The organism is Curtobacterium luteum (assembly GCF_001475545.1).
Classification (GTDB): Bacteria; Actinomycetota; Actinomycetes; order Actinomycetales; family Microbacteriaceae; genus Curtobacterium; species Curtobacterium luteum_A.
On record NZ_LDQC01000076.1, the window covers coordinates 1 to 20,734 of the forward strand.

Consider the following 20,734-nt stretch of genomic DNA (forward strand, 5'->3'; position numbering starts at 1 on the left):
CGGCGACGGCGGACTCGGCGACGCGGACCACACCGTCGGGGATGCGGTCGGCGAGCGAGCCGAAGAGGTCGCGGTCGAGCGAGAAGTCGGTGAGGTCCCGGGCGTTCACGCCGAGGATGCGGGCGCCGGCGTCGAGACCACGCGAGACCTCGTCGGCGGAGTGTGCCTCCACGAGCACGCGCATCCCGAGCTCCTCGGCCAGGCCGTGCAGTTCGACGAGCTGCGCCTGTTCGAGTGCTGCGACGATGAGCAGCACGACGTCCGCCCCCGCCGCACGGGCCTCGACGACCTGGTACGGGTCGGCGACGAAGTCCTTGCGGAGCACCGGGACACCGACCCGGGCCTTGACCGCCTCGAGGTCGGCCAGGCTGCCGAGGAACTTCCGCCCCTCGGTCAGGACGCTGATCGTGGAGGCTCCGCCACGCTCGTACTCCGCCGCGAGGGCGGCGGGGTCGGCGATGGGCGCCATCGAGCCGCGGGACGGGCTCGCCCGCTTGACCTCGGCGAGGATCTTGACGTCCTCGCCCGGGGCGAGGAAGGTCAGCGCGTCGAGGGGCGACGCCACCCGGTCGAGGTCGCGCTCCACGTCCGCGTAGGGACGGTCGGCGCGACGGGCGGCCGCGTCCTCGAGCGCGCCCGCGACGAGGGTCTCGAGCACGTTCGGCATGGTCGGACTACTCGCCGTGGTGCTTCGGGACGAACTTCGGGCCGTTGACGCCGTAGCCCGCCTTCGCCATGACGGCGCCGACGATCAGGCCGACGACGATGACCGCGGCGGAGATCCACACACCGATCGGCTGGTCGAACCAGAAGAAGAGGGTCCCGGCCGCGAATCCGATCAGCATGATGACGACGGCCGTCCAGGCTGCCGGCGAGTGACCCTCGCCGAGTTCTGCGGGCTCAGTGTTGCTCACGGTGCTCCTCGTTCTGCTCCGGCGTCGTCGGTCGATCGCCGTCGTCCAACCCTACCGCGTCGACCGTGACGCTCCCGGCACCCGCGTCGACCACGGACGGGTCCGTCGGGTCCGTCCCCGCGGACAGGTCGTCCCAGTCGGTCACGGCGTCACGCTGCGTCGCCGTGGCGCGTGCGTCGGCAGCAGCCCCCGCGGTCGCGGCCCCGTACTTGCGGCTCGGCCCGGGCCACGCACGCTGCACGAACAGCACCACGATCCCGAGCACCACGGCCAGCACGCCCCCGGCGATGCCCACCGCGGGCCACGCCGTGACGTCCACGGAGGACACGACCCGCCGGACGCCGCCGAGGTCGCTCACCCCCGCGACCTCGCCGATGGCCGCACGGGCGGCCGCGACCGGGTCGCGGAGCGCGGACACCCCCGTGACAACGACGGCCACCCCGAGCAGCACCTCGACCACGGCGAGCACGACGCGGACCACCCGCCCCGCGATCGTCAGGGCCAGGAACAGCGCCAGGCTGGCGATCGCGAGCGCGGTGTACTGCGGCACGGACTTCGACCCGTCGGCCGTCACGGTGGCGACCACGGCTGACCCGGCGCGCAGGTGCACCGTGAACCACGTCTGGGTCCACGACAGCATGACGATGCCCGCGACCAGCAGCCCGGCGACGACGACGAGCGGACGAGAGCGCCGCAGCGTCACGACCGGACCTCGCGCATCCGGTTGGCGGTGGCGACCGCACGGAGCGGTGCTGCTGCCTTGTTCACGGCCTCGGTGTGCTCGGTCGCCGGGTCCGAGTCGGCGACGAGCCCGGCCCCGGCCTGCACCCGAGCGACGCCGTCCTGGATGAGCGCCGTGCGGATCGCGATGGCGAGGTCGGCGTCGCCGGCGAAGTCGAAGTAGCCCACGACACCGGCGTACGCGCCACGCTTCGCCGGTTCCAGCTCGTCGATGATCTCGAGCGCCCGCGGCTTCGGCGCCCCCGAGAGCGTCCCGGCGGGGAACGTCGCACGGAACACGTCGATCGCGGAGGCGTCCGGCCGCACGGCACCCTCGACGCTCGACACCAGGTGCATGATGTGGCTGAACCGCTCGACCGTCATGAACTCGGTCACGGCGACGGTGCCCGGCTCGCACACCTTCTGCAGGTCGTTGCGCGCGAGGTCGACGAGCATGAGGTGCTCCGCGCGCTCCTTCGGGTCCTCGAGGAGGTCCTCACCGAAGCGCACGTCCTCCTCCGGGGTGGCACCGCGCGGACGGGAACCGGCGATCGGGTGCGTGATCGCTCGGCCGGCCTGCACCTTCACGAGCGCCTCGGGCGATGCCCCGACGATCCAGAACGGGTCGTCGTGGGTGTCGCGGAGCGCGAGGAAGTACATGTACGGGCTCGGGTTGAGCGTCCGCAGCACCCGGTAGACGTCGAGCGGATCCGCCGTGACCTCGTGGTCGAACCGCTGCGAGATCACCACCTGGAAGACGTCGCCGTCACGGATGAAGTCCTTCGAGCGCTCCACGGCTGCCATGTACTCGTCCGGGGTCGACCGGTGCGAGGGCGTCGGGTCGGCGATGTCGAATGCTTCCGCCACGGTCGCGACCGTCGGCTGGACGAGGTCCGCCTGCATCCTGTCGAGCCGGGCCTGCGCGTCCGCCCACATCGTGTCGGCGTCGTCGGTGCCGTCGTTCAGCACGCTCGCGACGAGCAGGACGAGCCCGGTCCGGTGGTCGAGTGCGGCGAGCTCCGACACGAACGCCAGGGCCTGGCCCGGCACGTCGAAGTCCGCTGCGGGCATGTTCGGCAGGTGTTCGAGCTGCCGCACGGCCTCCCACCCGATGAACCCGACGGTCCCGCCCACGAGCGGCGGCGTGCCGGGGACACGCGGGGTCGCCCAACGCTCGTGCAGCCGGGCGAGGACGTCGAGGGGCGCGCCGTCGAGCGAGTCGACCGCGCGCGAGGCGGGGATGCCCGTGTCGATCCACGCGGCCCGGTCGCCGTCCTGCGTGAGCACGCCGAAGCTCCGCACGCCGACGAAGGACCAGCGCGACCACAGGCCGCCCTGTCCGGCGGACTCGAGCAGGAACGAGCCCGGGCGGCCGTCGGCGAGCTTGCGGTAGACGCCGACGGGGGTCTCGCTGTCGGCGAAGAGCGCGCGGACCACGGGGACGACACGGTGGTCGGCGAGGAGCCCGTCGAACTCCTCGCGCGCGGTCGTGTGCGGCTGGTCGGTCATCGCAGGGCCCCCGGAGCGGTCGCCGTGACGGGCGAGAGCGGATCGACGTCGAAGCAGGCGTGCGCGCCCGTGTGGCACGCGGCACCGACCTGCTGCACGGTCACGAGCAGGGTGTCGTCGTCGCAGTCGAGCGCCGCGGCACGCACGTACTGCGCGTGTCCGGAGGTGTCGCCCTTGCGCCAGTACTCCTGCCGCGAGCGGGACCAGAAGGTCACCCGCCCCTCGGTCAGGGTGCGGCGGAGTGCTTCCCGGTCCATGTACCCGAGCATGAGGACGTCCTTCGACGTTTCCTCCTGCACGATGGCGGGGAGCAGGCCGTCCGCACCGAATCGCACGCGGTCGAGGACCGCGTCGGTGCTGGCGCTGGTGCTGTCGGTCATGAGGTTCCTAGCCTACGGCGTGCCGCGGAGCGCCACGCAGGGTGTGGAGGACCGGACGGGAGGCCCGTGGCGGCGCCGCCACGGGCCTCCCGTCCGTCGGTATGTCGGCTCAGCGGACGAGCTCGCCCGCAGCGCGCAGCGCCGCCTTGACGTCGCCGATCGTCATCTCGCCGCGGTGGAAGACGCTCGCGGCGAGGACCGCGTCGGCGCCCGCCTCGACGGCGGGCGCGAAGTGGTCGAGGTGACCCGCGCCGCCCGAGGCGATGACCGGGACGGACGCGACCGCGCGCACCGCTGCGACGAGCTCGAGGTCGAAGCCGTTCTTCGTGCCGTCGGCGTCGATCGAGTTGACGAGCAGCTCCCCCGCGCCGCGCTCGACGGCTTCGCGGGCCCAGAGCAGCGCGTCGAGGTCCGACTCGGTGCGGCCGCCGTGGGTCGTGACGACGAAGCCGGACGGCATCCGGTCGGAGCGCTTGATGTCCAGGGACAGCACGACGGCCTGCGCACCGAACCGGTCCGCGATCTCGCCGACGAGCTCCGGGCGGGCGATCGCGGCGCTGTTCACGCCGATCTTGTCCGCCCCGCACTGCTGGAGGCGCGCGACGTCGTCGACGCTCCGGACGCCACCACCCACCGTGAGCGGGATGAAGACCTGCTCGGCGGTCCGGGTGACCGTGTCGTACATCGTCGCGCGGTTCTCGACCGTCGCACCGACGTCCAGGAACGTCAGCTCGTCGGCACCCTGCTCGTAGTACCGCGCGGCGAGCTCGACGGGGTCGCCGGCGTCCTGCAGGTCCAGGAAGTTCACGCCCTTGACGACGCGACCGCCCTGGACGTCGAGGCACGGGATCACCCGGACCGCCACGCCGCCCGCGCGAGCCGGGGTCCCCGACGCGCCGGACACCGTCGCGTTCACAGGCGCGCCGCGTGGATCGAGCTGACCAGGATCGCCCGGGCGCCGAGCTCGTACAGCGAGTCCATGATCTGGTTCATGTCCGAGCGCGGGATCATCACGCGCACCGCCGACCAGTCGCGGCCGTGCAGGGGCGACACCGTCGGGGACTCCATGCCGGAGGCGATCGCGGTGGCCGCGGGCACGAGCGCCGTCGGGATGTCGTAGTCGAGCATGACGTAGCCCCGAGCGACGAGCACGCCGTGCAGGCGACGGCGGAGGACGTCGATCCCCGGGCGGGCCTCGTCGGTGGCGATGAGGACGGCGGTCGACTCGAGGATGACCGGTCCGAAGATCTCGAGCCCGGCCTGCCGGAGCGTGCTGCCGGTCGAGACGACGTCGGCGACGGCGTCGGCGACCCCGAGTCGGACGGCGCTCTCGACCGCGCCGTCGAGCTTCACGAGCGTCGCGGTGACACCGTGCGCCGCGAGGAAGTCGCCCACGAGGCCCGGGTAGCTCGTCGCCACGCGGACGCCCTCGAGGTCCTGCAGCGAACCGAAGCGACCCGGCGCCCCCGCGAACCGGAAGGTCGAGCCCGCGAAGTCGAGCGCGTCGACCTCGTGCGCCTCGGACCCGGAGTCGAGCAGGAGGTCGCGGCCGGTGATGCCGACGTCGAGCGCACCCGAGCCGACGTAGGTGGCGATGTCACGCGGACGGAGGAAGAAGAACTCGACCCCGTTCCGCTCGTCGATGAGGTGGAGCGCCTTGGGGTCGCGGCGGCCGGCGTACCCGGCCTCCTTGAGCATCTCGGAGGCGGTCTCGGACAGTGAGCCCTTGTTGGGCACGGCGATGCGGAGCATCAGGGGTCTGCTTTCTGGAGGAGGGTCGGTGACTGCTGTCGGGTCCGGCTCACGCCCGTGGGCGCGGAGCGCGTCCTACAGATGTCGCCAGACGTCCGCCGGGGTGAGCCCCTTCGCGACCATGAGCACCTGGAGGTGGTAGATCAGCTGCGAGATCTCCTCCGAGGTGCGCTCGTCGCCCTCGTACTCGGCCGCCATCCAGACCTCGGCTGCCTCTTCCACGATCTTCTTGCCGATCTGGTGCACGCCGGCGTCCAGTTCGGCGACGGTGCCGGAGCCCTCGGGGCGCGTGCGCGCCTTCTCGGTCAGCTCCGCGAACAGGTCGTCGAACGTCTTCACGGGGTCCAGGCTACCGTCCTGCGTCGGCTCTCCGTCCGCACCGTCCGGACGGGAGGCACGGGTCGCGTCGTCCGCGTCGGTCACGATCGCGCTGCTGCCGCGGCGTCGCGGAGGTCTGCGATGCGCTGCGCCGGCTCGCCGCCGTAGACGGCCGACCCCGCGACGAGCGTGTCGGCGCCGCTGCGGACCGCCTCGGGCACGGTGTCGACCGCTATGCCGCCGTCGACCTCGAGCCAGACGTCGAGGCCTGACGCGTCGACCGCCGCGCGGGCGTCCGCGAGCTTCGGCATCACGGACGGCATGAACGCCTGGCCCCCGAACCCGGGCTCGACGGTCATGAGCAGGATCATGTCGTAGGCGTCGAGGTGGTGGAGCACCTGCGTGATCGGGGTGCCGGGCTTCACCGCGACCGCGGCACGGGCGCCGTTCGACCGGATGGCCGCGGCGGTGGCGATCGGGTCGGTCGCGGCCTCGAAGTGGAACGTCACGCTCGACGCACCGGTCTCGGCGTACTTCGGTGCCTCGGTGTCGGCGTCGGTGATCATGAGGTGCACGTCGAGCGGCACCGGGGAGACCTCCTGCAGACGCTGCACGATCGGCAGGCCGAGCGTCAGGTTCGGCACGAAGTGGTTGTCCATCACGTCGACGTGCACCAGGTCGGCGGTCTCGATGCGGTGGAGCTCGCGCTCGAGGTTCGCGAAGTCAGCGGACAGGATGCTCGGCGAGATGCGGATCGTCACCCGGCAACCCTACCGATCGCCGTCGGGCCGGGATGCTCGTCGAGCGACGCCGCTGCCGGACGACACCGTGGACGTCGTACGACGACGGACGTGTCGTTCGTTCTGCGCACGCGTGGTCCGCACGCGCAACGGACGACACCACCGACGTCGGACGACAGCGGACGTGTCGGTCCTCAGCGGCCGGCGTCGCCAGCGCCGGGCGGCCGTCCGCTCAGCCCACGCGGCGGAACAGGGCCACGAACATCGCGTCGGTGCCGATCCGGTGCGGCCACAGCTGCGCGACCGGGCCGTCCGCGACCTGCGGGTCCCGAACCGCCACCGCCCGCAGGACGCCCGCGGTGTCGAGCTGTTCGAGCACACCGGGGTGCCGCTCGAGCACGGCGTCGACCTGCCCACGCGTCTCCGCGAGGTGCGGTGAACACGTGACGTAGGCCAGGGTGCCGCCCGGTGCGAGCACCCGCACGGCGGCGTCGAGCAGCTCGGCCTGGAGCGCGGCGAGTTCCGGGACGTCCTCGGGTTGCTTGCGCCACCGGGCCTCCGGGCGACGCCGGAGCGCTCCGAGCCCGGTGCACGGCGCGTCGAGCAGCACGCGGTCGTACTGCACGCCCGCGCCGTCCCGACCGAAGCGCCGCCCGTCGCCCTCGACGACGGTGACCCCGTCCCGGAAGCCCGCGAGGGCCTTCCGCACGAGCCCGGCCCGCGCCGGCACGAGTTCGTTCGCGACGAGGTGCGCTCCGCCGACCGCGGCTTCGGCGGCGAGCAGTGCCGCCTTGCCGCCGGGTCCGGCGCACATGTCGAGCCACCGCTCCCCCGCGCGCACCGCGGAGGAGCGGCTGAGCGCGAGGGCGGCGAGCTGCGAGCCCTCGTCCTGCACGCGGAGCCGTCCGGCGGCGACGCCCGGCACACGGGCGGGGTCGCCCGACACACCGCGGATGCCGGTCGGCGAGACCGGCTGCGTGTCCGCCTCGGACCGGACGGGAGGCACGGTGCCGGTCTCGGCGTCGGCCGTCGGCCCGTCACCGGCGCCGTCCACCGCGTCGGTCCGGTGGCCCGCCCCGTCTGTACCGTCCGCGGCGTCGGTTGCGTCATCGTGATCGGTGCGGTCCGCGTCGTCGGCGCTCGGCACCGGGGCGGTCGCCGTCGCGATGTCGTCGTCCGTCGCGAGTCCGGGCAGCGCCGCGAGCTGGACGCGGGGTGCGACGTTGTCGGCCGCGAGGAGCGCGGCGAGTTCGTCCCTGGAGCGTTCGGCGGCGAGGGCGTCCCGCAGCGCCGACACGACCCACGTCGGGTGCGACCAACGCGTGGCGAGGAGCGCATCACCACCGCGGCCCTCGGTGATCGCGGCGTCCCACTCGGCGTCGGTCCGTGCCGCGACCTTCCGCAGCACGGCGTTGACGAAGCCGGTGGCGCGGCGGGCACCGACCTCGCGGGCGAGCTCGACCGTGGCGGACACCGCGGCGTGCGTCGGCGTGCGCATGCCGAGCAGCTGGTGGGTGCCGAGGCGCATCACGTCGAGGACGTCCGCCTCGATGTTCTCGACCCGGCGGCCGGAGGCGATGCCGACGATCGCGTCGTACCGGCCGAGCATCCGGATCGACCCGTAGGTGAGCTCGGTCGCGAAGGCGGCGTCGCGCGCGGACAGGCCGGCCCGGCGGATCCGCGACGGCAGGAGCAGGTTGGCGTACGCGTCGTCGACCTGCACCGCACGGAGCACGTCGTACGCCACGCGCCGAGCCGACGTCGGACGCGGACCGCGGCTGCGCTGGGCCCCGGCGGCACTCACGCGAGCTCCTTGCCGTCGAGCTGGCCGAGCCCGCGGGCCCAGGCCGCGGCGTCCATCGCCTTCTTGCCGGCGGGCTGCACCTCGGTGAGCGCGAGCGGGACGTCGGCCGTCCCGACCAGCAGCTGACCGTCGACCAGGGCGAGCGCGCCGGGGGCGAGATGCGGGGCGGAGGAGGGTGTGCCTCCCGGCAGGACGGAGCTGCGGAGCAGCTTCACGCGGGTGTCGCCGAGGTGGGCGAACGCGCCGGGCTCGGGCGTGACTCCGCGGATGCGGGCGTGGACGCTGACGGCGGGTTCGTCGAATCGGACGTGCGCGTCGTCGACGGTCGGCTTCGGGGCGAGGGTGACGTCACCGGACTGCTCGGTGGCGACCGCGGTGCCGGCCGCGAGGTCGTCGACCACCCGCGCGACGACCTCGGCTCCGGTCTCCGCCATGGCGGCGAGCACGTCGCCGCTCGTCGCGTCCGGATCGATGGTGAACGGCTCCGACGCGTAGACCGGGCCGGCGTCGAGCGCCTCGACGAGCTGGAAGACCGTCGCCGCCGTCTCGGTGTCGCCGGCCATGACCGCGCGCTGCACGGGGGCGGCGCCGCGGTACGCCGGCAGGTCGGAGAAGTGGAGGTTGACCCATCCGAGCCGCGGGGTGTCGAGGGCCGGTCGGCGGAGCAGGGCGCGGTAGGCGACGATGACGCCGAGGTCGGGCGCGAGCGCGGCGAGCTCCGCCGTGACCGCGTCGTCGACCCGGGACGCCTCGATCACCGGCAGGCCGAGTTCCGCGGCGACCTGCGCGACCGGCGTCGGCGTCAGGACGCGCTTCCGCCCCTGCGGCGTCGCGGGACGGGTGAGGACCGCGACGATCTCGTGGTCGGACGCCGCGAGTCGGCGGAGGGTGGGGACGGCCGCAGCGGGGCTGCCGGCGACGACGAGACGCATGGGGTCCATCGTCCCACGGCTGCGCGGGCGGCCGTCACGGACGGGCGGTGCGGGCGGCCGGTCCCTTCCGCTCCGGTCCGTCACGACCACTGGTCGCGGAGCGTCGGCGGGGTCGAGGTGGCGCCGGAGTCGCGACGGGCCCGGAGGAGCAGGACGAGTGCCGCCGGTGAGTCGACCTCGTGCAGACGACACGGGCCGACCCTCCGTGCCCAGTCGGCAGCGAACGCCTCGGCGTCCTCGCGCCGGCGGCCGATGCCCGTCGGGACGGCGAGGAACCGGTCGCCGCGGGTGAGTCGGCGCGCGATCCAGAGCGCGACCCCGAGGAGCGGTGCCCGCCGGATCCGCGTCGCCTCGGGCCGACCGGTCTCGAGCAGGAACCTCGGGGTCCGGACGGGCCCGAAGAGCTCGGCGAGGGCGGCCGTGACGGTGCGGCGGTCGCCGACCGAGCCGCCGACGACCTCCATCGTGAAGGCGGCCGGCACCCGGCCCGCCCACCGTGCCGTGACGCGGACGTCCCCCTCGCCGTACGCGGGGATCCGGCCAGCTCGGTGCAGTCCGTCGAGGACGACCCGCACGGCTCGGCGGTACCCTCCGACGGAGTCGAAGCGCTGCCGAAGGGCCGTCCCGAGTCCGCGGGCGACCGGCCAGGCCAGGGTCACCGCGACGGCGACGAGCAGGACCGTCCCCACGACCCCGGCCACCGCTCCGGAACGCCAGGCTTCGACGAGGCCCCTGAGACCTTGGCCGACCACGACCAGCACGAGCGCGAGGACGGTGGCCATCACGGACGCGGCGGTGGGGCCGGTCGTGAACGGCGCCGCGTCCGGCTCCTGGACGACGGCGGCCGATCCCTCACGGTCGGCGTAGGGCTCGCCGATCCGCCAGGCAGCGTGGGTGTCGTCCCGGCTCGGCATCGCGGCCGCGATGTCCGCGTCGAGTGCGGCGACGGTCTGCCGGCGGTCCTTCGCGACGAGCCCGGCGAGCCGCAGCGCCTGCGCGTCGGTGAGGGCGGTGCCGGTGCCGCGGACCACCTGGGCGTCGTCCGAGCGGAGCAACCCCCAGATCTGCTCGTGCTTGCGGTGGAGGCGGGCGACGTCGGGTGCGGCGAGCAGCGGCACGTCCGCCGGGACGACGGCCGTCACGGTCCAGTTGTGCGCGACCTTGCGCGGCCAGGCGGGGTCGAGGCGGAGCGTCCGGCCGCGCAGCTGCTGGGTCGCCGCAGAGGTCGCCACGGCGGTGAGGTCGATGAGCGTGTTGGCGGCCGGACAGTCCCACCCCTCGCCGAGGAGTCCGCGCGTCCCGACCACCAGGCGGGTGGTGGCGTCGGTCAGGAGCTCCGACACGGCGGAGAGCACCGCGGCCGAGCCGTACCCGCCGGCGTCGACCGCGAGCACGTGCGGTGCCTCCGCCACGGTCGTCGTCACCAGGCCGTCCCCGAGCCGCCGGCGGAGTGCCGGGAGCAGCACGTCCACGTCGCGTGCAGCGATGCGGAGGTGCTGCGCCGTGACGAGCACCGGGTGCATGTCGGCGAGCGCCGGGTCGGCGGTCACCGTGGCGAAGGTGCGCAGCGCACCGGCACCGTGTCCGCCGCGCCCCCGGGTGTTGCCGTGCGTGGCGTGGTCGGTGACGACGACCGCCCGGAGGTGCTCGGCGGCGTCCTGACCGGCCTCGAGACGGAGGATCTCACCGACGGCCGTGTCCTTCGCAGCGGAGGACGCGAGCACGGTGTCGATCGGGTCCCGACCGCGTCGGACACCCCGGTCGTTCAGGGTGAAGCCGAAGTCGACGATCGAGCGCTTGATGCGGAGCCACTGTTCGGCGCGAGCCGGGTCGGGCAGGAGCCGGTCGAGGGCGTAGCGGGCGAGGAGCCGCAGTCGCTGCTCGGCGTCGGGTGCGGTCCGGGCACCGCGGTGCAGCAGCCCGAGCACGGCGTGGTCCGGCCGGACCTCGGCGAGCATGCGGGCGGCGGACTCGGCAACCGCGAAGTCGGCGTCGAACGCGCGGGCGAGGCGCGCCTCCGGGCCCTCCGGACCGGTTGACCCTGCGGGGTCGGCGGGCGGCTGGAGCGTCGCGACGAGCCACTCGGCACCGTCCGGGTCGTCGAACGTGCTCGCGACCAGCTCGGCCAGGCGTTCCTCGTGCCCGCGGAGGAAGGCCACCTCGTCCGCGGTGGGCTCGACGAACCAGACGTGGTCGCGGTACGGCGCGAGGTTGCCCTCCTTGACGACCGCCGGCGTCGGGACCTCGTGGTCGACCTCGCCGAGGAGCGCCGTGTAGTTGTCGTGCGCATCGCGGTCGTCCGGCGACGGGAGCGTCGCCGTGAGACCGATGAGCACCGGCTCCCGTCCGGCCTGGCGGATGCGTGCTGCGAGGTACGCGACGACGAGTGCCCAGTGGTCGAGCAGGTGGTGGCACTCGTCCAGGACGATGGTCTCGACACCGTGCGCGACGAGCCGGTCGACGAGTGCACGGGCGTTGGGATGGAGCACCGATGCGAGGAGCGCGGGGTCCTCGCGCGCGAGCCGGCGGCGGATCGCCCGGGAACGCCGGGCGATCCCCTTCCGGTGCGCGGTCGGGTTCGACCGTCCGAGGTCGGCGAGCCACTCTGCCGCGCCCTCCTCGTCGCGTCCGCCAGCGACGAGCTCGCGCTGCCAGTCCGCACTCGCAAGCTCGGTGAGCGGGTTGCCCGTCTCGAGCACCGACAGCATCTGGTAGGTCAGCGCCGTGAGGTCGCCGGGTGCCTCCGGGTCCTCCGAGACGGTCGCGTCGCCGTCGAGCGCCGCCGCCGACCGCGCCCACTGGGAGCGGATGGTGGCAGTCGGCGCGAGGGCCAGTGCGCGGGCGCCGTGCCGTCCGGCGAGCAGGAGTCCGAGGAGGGTCTTGCCGGCCCCTGGTGGCGCGACGACGTGGACGGGGTCGCCGGGCACGACGGGCACACGGTCGAGCACGTCCTGCTGGTACTTCCGCAGTCGCCCCTGGTACCGCCAGGCCACGAGCGGTCGGCCGTCGTCCCCCGTCGTCACGGCACGAGTCTGCCACGGGGACGTGTCCGGTCCTGCACACAGAGCGGCCCCGCGACGCAGGGCACGTGTCCCGGCTGCGCGGGCATGGAACGGGTCGTCCACCCGGTGCGTACGGTCGGAGGCACGTCGATCCCAGGGAGGCACCATGTCCGACGTCACCACGTCCACCGACCGCTACGCCGGCTCGAGCATCCAGAAGATCGCGCTCGTCGTCGGCATCGTGTTCCTGCTCGTCGGGGTCGCCGGGTTCGTCCCCGGGCTGACCACCGGCGACCTCGCCGGGGCCGGGCACGGTTCGATGGCGATGCTGCTCGGGGTCTTCCAGGTCTCGGTCCTGCACAACGTCGTGCACCTGCTGTTCGGCGTCGTGGGGCTCCTCGCGGCGCGCTACCCGACCGGCTCCCGGATGTACCTCGTCATCGGCGGCATCGTGTACTTCGTCCTGTGGGTCTACGGGCTGTTCACCGCGGGCACGATGTCCGGCGCGAACTTCGTGCCGTTGAACTGGGCGGACAACTGGCTGCACCTCGTGCTCGCGATCGGCATGGTCGCGCTCGGGATCGTCTTCCCGCGCGGCCGCCGTCGCCCGGTCGGCGCCTGACGAGCGCCGCGCGCACCACGTACCATCCGCGACGGCCCCGGCAGCTCCTCGCTCCCGGGGCCGTCACACGACCGGGGTCAGTCGCCCTCGACCGACGCGCGCGCCGCCACGAACGCGTCCACGCACCGCCGCACCTGCTCCTCGGTGTGCGCCGCCGAGAGCTGCACCCGGATGCGCGCCTTCCCCTTCGGCACCACGGGGTAGCTGAACGCCGTCACGTAGACGCCCCGCGCCTGCATCTCGTCGGCGATCCGCGCCGTGCGGGCGGCGTCGTGGAACATCACGGGGACGATCGGGTGCTCCCCCGGCAGCAGCTCGAAGCCGGCGTCGGTCATGAGCGACCGGAAGGTCCGCGCGTTCGCGGCGAGCCGGGCGCGGGCGTCGTCCGACCGCTCGACGAGGTCGAGCGCCGCGACGGTCCCCGCGGCGATCACCGGGGCGAGGGAGTTCGAGAACAGGTACGGCCGGGACCGCTGGCGGAGCAGGTCGACGATCTCCCGTCGGGACGCCACGTAGCCGCCGGAGGCACCGCCGAGCGCCTTGCCGAACGTCCCTGTGTACACGTCGACCCGGTCGGCGACCCCGCAGAGCTCCGGGGTCCCCCGTCCGTGCTCCCCGACGAACCCCACCGCGTGCGAGTCGTCCACGATGACGAGCGCGTCGTACCGCTCGGCGAGGTCGCAGATCTCGGCGAGCGGCGCGATCGACCCGTCCATCGAGAAGACGCCGTCGGTGACCACCGCACGGAAGCGTGCCGACGAGGCGGCGGCGAGCTGCGCCTCCAGGTCGGCCGTGTCCCGGTTCCGGTACCGGAACCGCTGCGCCTTGCAGAGGCGGATGCCGTCGATGATCGACGCGTGGTTCAGCTCGTCCGAGATGATCGCGTCCTCGGGTCCGAGCAGCACCTCGAAGAGGCCGCCGTTCGCGTCGAAGCACGACGAGTACAGGATCGCCGCCTCGGTGCCGAGGAACCCCGCCACCCGCCGTTCGAGGTCGAGGTGGAGGTCCTGCGTGCCGCAGATGAACCGCACGCTCGCCATCCCGTACCCCCAGCGGTCGAGGGCGTCCTTCGCCGCGTCCACGAGGTCCGTCGAGTCCGCGAGCCCGAGGTAGTTGTTCGCGCAGAAGTTCAGCAGGTCGGTGCCGTCCGCCTCGATCGCCGCTCGCTGCGGACCGGCGATGCCGCGCTCCCGCTTCGTCAGCCCCGCGTCCTCGATGCCCGCGAGCTCCGTCGCCAGGTGGTCCTTGATCGCGCCGTACATCAGTGCTCCGTCCAGTCGATGACGACCTTGCCGCCGTCCGCGCTCGCCGCCGCGGCGAACGCTGCCTCCCAGTCGCGCGCCGGGTAGCGCGCCGACACGATCGAGCCGATGCGGTCCCGCAGCACCGCACTCGTCTGCAGCATCGAGCTCATCGCCTGCCACGTCTCGAACATCTCGCGGCCGTAGATGCCCTTCACGGTGAGCATGTGCGTGACGACCTTGCCCCAGTCGACCGCGATCGGACCGCTCGGCAGTCCGAGCATCGCGATCCGCCCGCCGTGGTTCATGTTCTCGACGAGTGCGGGCAGTGCAGTCGGCGCCCCGGACATCTCGAAGCCGACGTCGAAGCCCTCGCGCATGCCGAGCCGCCCCTGCGCTGCCCGGAGCGCGGCGACCCCGTCGCCGCGGACGTCCACACCGAGGTCGGCGCCCATCCGCTCCGCCATCCGGAGCCGGTTCGGACTGACGTCCGTGCCGACGACGAACCGAGCACCGGCGTGCCGCGCGACCGCGATCGCCATGAGCCCGATCGGGCCGCACCCGGCCACCACGACGTCCTCGCCCACGAGCGGGAACGCGAGCGCGGTGTGGACCGCGTTGCCGAGCGGGTCGAAGAGCGCACCGACCTCGGGCTCGACGGGGCCGTGGTGCACCCACACGTTCGTGCCCGGCAGCGTGAGGTACTCCGCGAACGCGCCGTCGCGCTGCACCCCGAGTCCCTTCGTCCGGATGCACATCTGCCGGCGCCCGGCCCGGCAGTTCCGACAGGTCCCGCAGACGATGTGGCCCTCACCGGAGACGAGGTCCCCGATGCCGACGTCCCGCACGGCCGCACCGACCTCGACGACCTCGCCGAAGAACTCGTGCCCGGGGACGAGCGGGGCGGTCACCGCCGACGCCGCCCAGTCGTCCCACCGCTGGATGTGCAGGTCCGTGCCGCAGATCCCGGTGCGGAGGACCCGGATGAGGACCTCGTCCTCCGTCGGTTCCGGCACCGGCCGGTCGGTCATGGTCAGACCCGGACCCGCGTCCGGCTTGTAGAGCGCCCGCATCGGCGTCACCTCGTCACTTCGTCGTGCGTGTGATGTGTTCGGCGGTGGTTCGTGGCCACCGTCGTCCAGCCTCCCACAGGTCGGCCCGGGCGGGCTGCGCGGCACGGGGCGCTCGTCGTGCACCGACCGGGAGGCACGGCTCGGCCCCGCCACGTACGGCGCGCCCCTCGGTGGGCCGGAACCCGCGGGGCGCGGCGAGCGGACGGCGACGTGCACGGAGCGACGGCGCCGATCGTTGCGCGTGCAAGGAGCGACGGCGCCGCTGTCGTACGACGACGGACGGGTCGTTCGACAGCGGCGGACGACGGCACCGATCGTTGCGCGTGCAAGGAGCGACGGCGCCGTTGTCGCACGACGACGGACGGGTCGTTCGGCAGCGGTGGCACGCGCTGCCTGGCGTCCGGGGCCGCGCGGGTCAGACCTCGGTGAACGGCTCGGCGTCGTCGAGCCGCACGCGCAGGGTCGGCGCCGCGCGGCGACGGTTGCCGCCCGGGAGCACCCGCCGTGTCGACGAGCGCCGGATCACCTCGGCCTTGAGCGTCGCCGCGACCTCCGCACCGTGCGCGTACGGGAACCGCACGATCGCCCGGACGGTTCCGGGCACCGGGTCGCCCTCGACGGGCACCGGGCCGAGGACCGGACCGACCGTCGCGTCGCCGAGGGCCTCGACCGCCGCGGTCACGGCCTCGTCCGTCCCGGTCAGCGTCGCGACCCGTACCGCCGGCGGGAAGTGCAGCTCGCGCCGGTCCGCCAGCTCGTCGTGCGCCGGCCCGTCGAGCCGCCACGTCGCCATCGCCGTCGCGAGTCGTCCGCCGATGCCGACCAGGTAGACCTCGGCGCCGGGTGCACCCTTCGCCGCGGCGTTCGTCCAGAACCGCAGGACGTCCTCCTGCACCCGGAGCCCCTCGCGCGCGAGCAGCCGCTCGCCGTCGAGGAGCAGCACGCAGGCGTACCCGCCGGGCACGCTCGGTTCCGCGCCTCGGGTCGCGACGACCACCGCGGGGCGGGCCGGGACCTCGTCGAGCGGCCGGGAGCCGTCGGCGACCACGATCCTCGTGCCGGGGAACGCACGACCGAGCTCGTCGGCGGTGCGCTGGGCCCCCTGCCCGACGGGCTTGAGCTTCCCGCCGCCGCACGTCGGGCAGCGGAACCCGACGGCGAGGGCACCGCAGAACCGGCACTGCGGCGTCGCGTTCCGGTGCGGGCTGCCGAGCGGTCCCCCGCACACCCGGCAGTGGGCACGCTCACCGCAGTCGGCGCAGACGAGCCCGGTGCCGAAGCCCGGGTTCGCGACCTGGACCAGCACCGGGCCGTGCTGGCTGGCCTCGCGGGCGGCCCGCCACGCGGTGCTCGGGATCCGGGCCTGCGCGGCGAAGCCCTCGGCGCTCGCCTGCTGCGCCGTCGGGACCACCTTCGGCGTCGGCACCCGGTACGGTGCGACCTCCTGCAGCCAGTGGAGCTCGACGAGCCGCTGCACGTCCGTCGAACGGGCGTGTGCCAGGAACAGCAGCGCGGCGCCGGACTGCGCGGCCCGGACGAGCGCGACGTCCCGGCTGTGCACGTACGGCGCCCGGGGCTCGATGAACGAGGCGTCCCCGTCGTCCCACATCGCGATGAGCCCGAGCTCGGTCGCCGGCGCGAACACCGCCGTGCGGTTGCCGATCGCGACCACCGCGTGGGTGCGGGCCTGCAGCAGTGCCTTCGCCCGCTGGCCGTTCGTCTGCTTGGCGTCGAACCGGACGACCCGTTCGGACGGCAGCAGGGCGAGCAGGGCACGTTCGAGGTCGGTCACGTCCCGGAAGTCCGGCACGGCGAGCACCGCAGACTCCTCGCGAGCGATGACCTGGGACGCCGCCTGCGCGAGCGTCGCGGCCCAGCCGGGGACCCAGACGGGTTCGTCGGCGGAGCCGAGGTCGACGGGGTGGGGGACGGCGTCGACCGCAGCCCGACCGTGGGCGGCGAGCAGTGCCTCCAGGACGCCCTCGGCGTAGCCGGTGACGGGGGTGGGCTCGACCGTCGGCGGCGACCACGAGGTGTCGCGGGCCAGCCAGGCCTTCTCGGCCCGCACCTGACGGGTCGGTACGGCGAGCCGGAGCACGTCGGAGGCCACGCCCGCGGCACGGTCGGCGACGGCGCGCGCGAGCGTCCAGATCTCCGGCGCGAGGACCGGCACCGGGGAGAGGACCTCCTCGACCTGGCTCAGTTCCCCGGGCCAGTCTCCCTCGGAGACGACCTCGACGACGTACGCGTCGGACATCCGGGCGCCGGTCCGGAGCGGTACCTTCACGCGCACCCCGGGCACGCAGTCGTCCTCGAGCTCGCTCGGCACCCGGTAGTCGAACAGACGGTCCAACTGCGGGAGCGGCGAGTCGAGGACGACGCGCGCGACGGTGGTCACGCGGTACCGCTAGACGGTGGCGGGGACGAGTCCTGCCGCGGCGCGCAGTTCCTCGACGCGGTCGAGCTGCTCCCAGGTGAAGCCGGGGAGCTCGCGACCGAAGTGGCCGTACGTCGCCGTGGTGGCGTAGCGCGGCTTGAGGAGGTCGAGGTCGCGGATGATCGCCGCGGGACGGAGGTCGAACACCCGCAGGATCGCGGCCTCGATCGTGGCGTCGTCGACGTGGCCGGTCCCGAAGGACTCGACGTACAGTCCGACGGGCTTGGCACGGCCGATCGCGTAGGCCACCTGGACCTCGAGCCGGTCGGCGAGGCCCGCGGCGACGGCATTCTTCGCGACCCAGCGCAGCGCGTACGCGGCCGAGCGGTCGACCTTCGACGGGTCCTTGCCGGAGAACGCGCCGCCGCCGTGCCGGGAGGCACCGCCGTAGGTGTCGACGATCACCTTGCGCCCGGTGAGCCCGGCATCGCCCTGGGGGCCGCCGATCTCGAAGCGGCCGGTCGGGTTCACGATGACGTCGACGTGCGACGAGTCGAGCTCGACCTGCGCGAGGACCGGACGGATCACGTGCTCGGTGACGTCAGCGGTCAGCTGCTCGAGCGTCACGCTGGGCGCGTGCTGCGTCGAGAGCACGACGGTCTCGACGGTCTTCGGCACGACGCCGTCGTAGCCGACCGTGACCTGCGTCTTGCCGTCGGGGCGGAGGTACGGCAGCTCGCCCGCCTTCCGGACCGCGGCGAGGCGCTCGGCCAGCCGGTGCGCGAGCCAGATCGCGACGGGCATGTACTCGGGGGTCTCGTTCGTCGCGAAGCCGAACATGATGCCCTGGTCACCCGCACCCTGGCGGTCGAGCGGGTCGACACCGGCACCGGAGCGGCTGTCGAGCGACTCGTCGACGCCCTGTGCGATGTCCGGCGACTGCGCCCCGATCGACACCTCGACACCGCACGTGCGGCCGTCGAAGGAGACCTCGGACGAGTTGTACCCGATGCCCGTGATGACGTCGCGGACCAGCTTCGGGATCTCGACGTAGCCGGAGGTGGTGACCTCACCGGCGACGTGCACGAGACCGGTGGTCACCATGGTCTCGACGGCGACGCGCGCGTGCGGGTCGACCGCGAGCAGCGCGTCGAGGATGGTGTCCGAGATCTGGTCGCAGATCTTGTCGGGGTGCCCCTCGGTCACCGACTCGGACGTGAAGAGGCGCAGGTTGCTCGTCGTCACCGGGATCAGTCGGTGGGCTGCTGCTGCTTGGTGACCGTCAGCTTGTCCTCGTTGATCTCGTGGAGCGCGACGGAGAGCGGCTTGTCGTCGATGGTCGAGTCGACGAGCGGACCGACGTTGTCGAAGAGCGAGCCCTCGTGCAGGTCGGCGTAGTAGTCGTTGATCTGGCGGGCGCGCTTCGACGCGAAGATCACGAGCGCGTACTTCGACTCGACCTTGGCGAGCAGGTCGTCGATGGGCGGGTCGATGATGCCCTGGGGGTTGGCCATGGTGTCTCCTGTCGAGGGAAGAATGCTTCTCGCCCGTCAGGGCGCAGTGAACAAGTCTACGACTTCGTGTGCCGCGGTGCTGACATCGGAGTTCACGATCTTCACGTCGAACTCGTCCTGAGCGGCGAGTTCGACCTTCGCGGTCTCGAGTCGTCGCGCCTGTTCCTCCGCGGACTCGGTACCGCGGCCGATGAGCCGACGCACCAGTTCCTCCCACGTGGGCGGCAGCAGGAACACGAGCACCGCCTCGGGCATGGCGTCCTTCACCTGACGGGCGCCCTGCAGGTCGATCTCGAGCATCACGCGGTCCCCGGCGTCGAGCGCTCGGTCGATCGGCGGACGCGGCGTGCCGTAGCGGTACGAGTTGTGCACGGTCGCCCACTCGAGCAGTTCGCGGTCGCGGATCATCCGGTCGAACTCGGCGTCGTCCACGAAGTAGTAGTGCACGCCGTCGACCTCGCCCGGGCGGGGCTTCCGGGTCGTCGCGGACACGCTGAGGTTCACGTCCGGGAAGTGCTCGCGGATGTACGCGCTCACGGTGCCCTTGCCGACGGCCGTCGGACCGGCGAGCACGACGAGCTTCGACGCCGTGCGCCGCTGCCCGCGGGCGGCGAGCCAGTCCGCCAGCGCCGAACGCTGCCGGACCCCGAGTCCGCCGAGCCGCTTCGACGACGCGATCCGCAGCGTCCGCATCACGGAGTCCGCGCGCGCCGGGCCGATGCCGGGCAGCGACGTCAGGAGGTCGCGGACGCGGAGGGACTTCTCCGCCGGGGCGTCCTCGTCGGACCACGCGGCCCGGGCGACCTCGAGCGGCGTGCGCTCACCCGCGACGATCGCGGCCTTCACCGCTGCTCGGGCGCGTCGCGCCGCCACCGCGGCCTGCGCGGCGGCGACCCGGTCGACCTCTGGCGGGTTGCGGTGGGCCGGCAGCTGCTCGCGTCCGGTCTCGTCCGTCACGCCGCGGCTCCCAGTGCTGCGGCGATCCGGTCGGCACGGTCGGCGACGAGCGCGGCGACGCCGTCCGGGCCGTCGACGAGCAGGCCGCGCGACTCGTTCACGAGCACCTGCCCGGCGCGCGAGCCGTACAGTGCGCGGAGGTCCTCGATGCGGGCACCCTGCGCGCCGAAGCCCGGTGCGAGCACCGGCGCGGTGCCGATGTCGTCGCCCGAGATCCCGAAGTCGTCGAGGTCGAGGGTCGCGCCGAGCACGAGCCCGACGTCCCCGAGGGGCGCGTCGCCCGCGGTCCGGTTGTCGTCTGCCACGTCCTCGACGATACCGGCCGCCACGGTCCGCCCGGCACGCGGCCCCTCCGCGAGCACGGCGGTCTGCAGCACGCGCGCCTCGGGGTTGCTCGTCGCCGCGAGCACGAAGACCCCGGCGCCGTTCGCCCGCGCGGTGTCGATCGTGCCGCGGAGCGATCCGTAGCCGAGGTACGGCGACACGGTCATCGCGTCGGCCCGGAACGGCCCGTCGCGGTCGACCCAGGCCTCCGCGTAGTCGTCACCGGTGCTGCCGATGTCGCCACGCTTCACGTCGGCGACGACCAGGAGGCCCGCATCGCGCGCCCGACGCAGGGTCGCGTCGAGCGCGCGGTAGCCCGCCACCCCCGCGGCCTCGAAGAACGCGATCTGCGGCTTCACGATCGACGCGCGGCCGGCAGCCGCGTCGACCAGGGTCGCGCCGAAGGCGGTCAATCCCTGCTCGTCGCGGCCGAGCCCCCACGCCGCCAGGGTGGCGGCGTGGGGGTCGATGCCGACGCACAGTGCGGAACGCGACGCCATGGCGTCCGCGAGCCGGACGCCGAAGGGGGTCGGGCCTCCCGGCTGTGCCACCGGG

20 protein-coding genes are annotated in these 20,734 nt (G+C 73.6%); 1 reads left to right on the forward strand and 19 read right to left on the reverse strand.

From position 1 onward, the window contains the following. The 12 genes from NS184_RS12830 to NS184_RS12885 all read right to left on the reverse strand — a co-directional run. Window positions 1-658: indole-3-glycerol phosphate synthase TrpC (locus NS184_RS12830; protein WP_058726549.1), on the reverse strand; the 658-nt coding region annotated here is incomplete at its 3' end. Between the two features lie 16 nt (window positions 659-674). Next, window positions 675-914: an HGxxPAAW family protein gene (locus tag NS184_RS12835; protein WP_058726503.1), complete on the reverse strand. Its 240-nt coding sequence runs from the start codon at window positions 912-914 to the stop codon at window positions 675-677. Beyond that, entirely contained in the window at window positions 901-1,617 is a 717-nt protein-coding gene (locus tag NS184_RS12840) for a Trp biosynthesis-associated membrane protein (protein WP_058726504.1), read from the reverse strand. The genes NS184_RS12835 and NS184_RS12840 overlap by 14 nt, the downstream gene beginning before the upstream one ends. Then, on the reverse strand, window positions 1,614-3,143 hold the full coding sequence (locus NS184_RS12845; RefSeq protein WP_058726505.1) for an anthranilate synthase component I: 1,530 nt from the start codon (window positions 3,141-3,143) through the stop codon (window positions 1,614-1,616). The genes NS184_RS12840 and NS184_RS12845 overlap by 4 nt, the downstream gene beginning before the upstream one ends. Beyond that, on the reverse strand, window positions 3,140-3,523 hold the full coding sequence (hisI, locus tag NS184_RS12850; protein WP_058726506.1) for a phosphoribosyl-AMP cyclohydrolase: 384 nt from the start codon (window positions 3,521-3,523) through the stop codon (window positions 3,140-3,142). Before hisI ends, NS184_RS12845 begins: the two co-directional genes overlap by 4 nt. Before the next feature lie 109 nt (window positions 3,524-3,632). Then, a complete protein-coding gene (gene hisF, locus NS184_RS12855; protein ID WP_242863050.1) occupies window positions 3,633-4,439 on the reverse strand; it encodes an imidazole glycerol phosphate synthase subunit HisF in 807 nt (268 codons plus the stop codon). Further along, window positions 4,436-5,275 carry an ATP phosphoribosyltransferase gene (gene hisG / locus NS184_RS12860; protein WP_058726507.1) on the reverse strand — a complete coding sequence of 280 codons (840 nt, stop codon included), beginning with the start codon at window positions 5,273-5,275 and terminating at the stop codon, window positions 4,436-4,438. Before hisG ends, hisF begins: the two co-directional genes overlap by 4 nt. Window positions 5,276-5,350: 75 nt before the next feature. Next, window positions 5,351-5,614, reverse strand: coding sequence for a phosphoribosyl-ATP diphosphatase (locus NS184_RS12865; RefSeq protein ID WP_058726551.1), 264 nt, complete (start codon window positions 5,612-5,614; stop codon window positions 5,351-5,353). A gap of 80 nt (window positions 5,615-5,694) precedes the next feature. Beyond that, on the reverse strand, window positions 5,695-6,354 hold the full coding sequence (rpe, locus tag NS184_RS12870; RefSeq protein WP_058726508.1) for a ribulose-phosphate 3-epimerase: 660 nt from the start codon (window positions 6,352-6,354) through the stop codon (window positions 5,695-5,697). Window positions 6,355-6,565: 211 nt separating this feature from the next. Then, entirely contained in the window at window positions 6,566-8,080 is a 1,515-nt protein-coding gene (locus NS184_RS12875) for an RsmB/NOP family class I SAM-dependent RNA methyltransferase (RefSeq protein WP_058726509.1), read from the reverse strand. A 53-nt stretch (window positions 8,081-8,133) separates the two neighbouring features. Beyond that, window positions 8,134-9,069 carry a methionyl-tRNA formyltransferase gene (locus NS184_RS12880; RefSeq protein WP_058726510.1) on the reverse strand — a complete coding sequence of 312 codons (936 nt, stop codon included), beginning with the start codon at window positions 9,067-9,069 and terminating at the stop codon, window positions 8,134-8,136. Window positions 9,070-9,149: 80 nt separating this feature from the next. Beyond that, window positions 9,150-12,092 carry a DEAD/DEAH box helicase family protein gene (locus tag NS184_RS12885; protein WP_058726511.1) on the reverse strand — a complete coding sequence of 981 codons (2,943 nt, stop codon included), beginning with the start codon at window positions 12,090-12,092 and terminating at the stop codon, window positions 9,150-9,152. A 145-nt stretch (window positions 12,093-12,237) separates the two neighbouring features. Between NS184_RS12885 and NS184_RS12890 the strand changes: the two genes are divergently transcribed. Beyond that, window positions 12,238-12,693, forward strand: coding sequence for a DUF4383 domain-containing protein (locus NS184_RS12890; protein ID WP_193750475.1), 456 nt, complete (start codon window positions 12,238-12,240; stop codon window positions 12,691-12,693). 77 nt (window positions 12,694-12,770) lie between these two features. On the opposite strand, the gene NS184_RS12895 is transcribed toward NS184_RS12890, so the two are convergent. The 7 genes from NS184_RS12895 to pyrF all read right to left on the reverse strand — a co-directional run bounded on the left by NS184_RS12895 (window position 12,771) and on the right by pyrF (window position 20,730). Continuing rightward, window positions 12,771-13,955 carry a glycine C-acetyltransferase gene (locus NS184_RS12895; protein ID WP_058726512.1) on the reverse strand — a complete coding sequence of 395 codons (1,185 nt, stop codon included), beginning with the start codon at window positions 13,953-13,955 and terminating at the stop codon, window positions 12,771-12,773. Continuing rightward, window positions 13,955-15,007, reverse strand: a complete 1,053-nt coding sequence (tdh, locus tag NS184_RS12900; protein WP_058726553.1) for an L-threonine 3-dehydrogenase — start codon at window positions 15,005-15,007, stop codon at window positions 13,955-13,957. Before tdh ends, NS184_RS12895 begins: the two co-directional genes overlap by 1 nt. 415 nt (window positions 15,008-15,422) lie before the next feature. Next, on the reverse strand, window positions 15,423-17,405 hold the full coding sequence (locus tag NS184_RS12905; RefSeq protein ID WP_058726513.1) for a hypothetical protein: 1,983 nt from the start codon (window positions 17,403-17,405) through the stop codon (window positions 15,423-15,425). Between the two features lie 9 nt (window positions 17,406-17,414). After that, entirely contained in the window at window positions 17,415-18,629 is a 1,215-nt protein-coding gene (gene metK, locus NS184_RS12910) for a methionine adenosyltransferase (RefSeq protein ID WP_152998213.1), read from the reverse strand. Between the two features lie 5 nt (window positions 18,630-18,634). Next, a complete protein-coding gene (gene rpoZ / locus NS184_RS12915; protein ID WP_022906709.1) occupies window positions 18,635-18,898 on the reverse strand; it encodes a DNA-directed RNA polymerase subunit omega in 264 nt (87 codons plus the stop codon). 36 nt (window positions 18,899-18,934) lie between these two features. Further along, window positions 18,935-19,855 (reverse strand): guanylate kinase, encoded by a 921-nt coding sequence (gene gmk, locus NS184_RS12920; protein ID WP_430733543.1) that lies wholly within the window; start codon window positions 19,853-19,855, stop codon window positions 18,935-18,937. Beyond that, window positions 19,852-20,730, reverse strand: coding sequence for an orotidine-5'-phosphate decarboxylase (pyrF, locus tag NS184_RS12925; RefSeq protein WP_275935034.1), 879 nt, complete (start codon window positions 20,728-20,730; stop codon window positions 19,852-19,854). Before pyrF ends, gmk begins: the two co-directional genes overlap by 4 nt. Window positions 20,731-20,734: the final 4 nt, after the last annotated feature.